We start from the raw sequence: 227 nt of genomic DNA, 5'->3' as shown, positions 1-227 counted from the left end.
CCAATCTAAATCGTCAGAAGAATATCTAATGCTAGCATTAGGGTTGATAGAACCATCTGCATTGATAATTTGATTGTCAGCAACATTTGTTGCGTTGTAGTGCAGAAGGTCAATTAATTCAGCTGAAGCCTCTGCGCCAGCGGTAGTAGGATCTGTTCCTGCTGTTACTTTATCATTTCTAAGTGCCTCCCAATATGCTTGGTAGTAAGCTAAAGGATCAAGTCTAT

At 40.1% G+C, this 227-nt stretch carries 1 protein-coding gene; it reads right to left on the bottom strand.

Annotated elements, in window-relative coordinates; all coding sequences use genetic code 11:
• Positions 1 to 227 (bottom strand): hypothetical protein (locus tag AWW67_RS19075; protein WP_176700044.1); only part of this gene is annotated, 227 nt, incomplete at both ends.

The organism is Roseivirga seohaensis, from assembly GCF_001592945.1.
GTDB lineage: Bacteria > Bacteroidota > Bacteroidia > Cytophagales > Cyclobacteriaceae > Roseivirga > Roseivirga seohaensis.
Note: the sequence above shows the minus strand (reverse complement) of the source record. Positions and strands in the feature narration are given on the sequence as shown.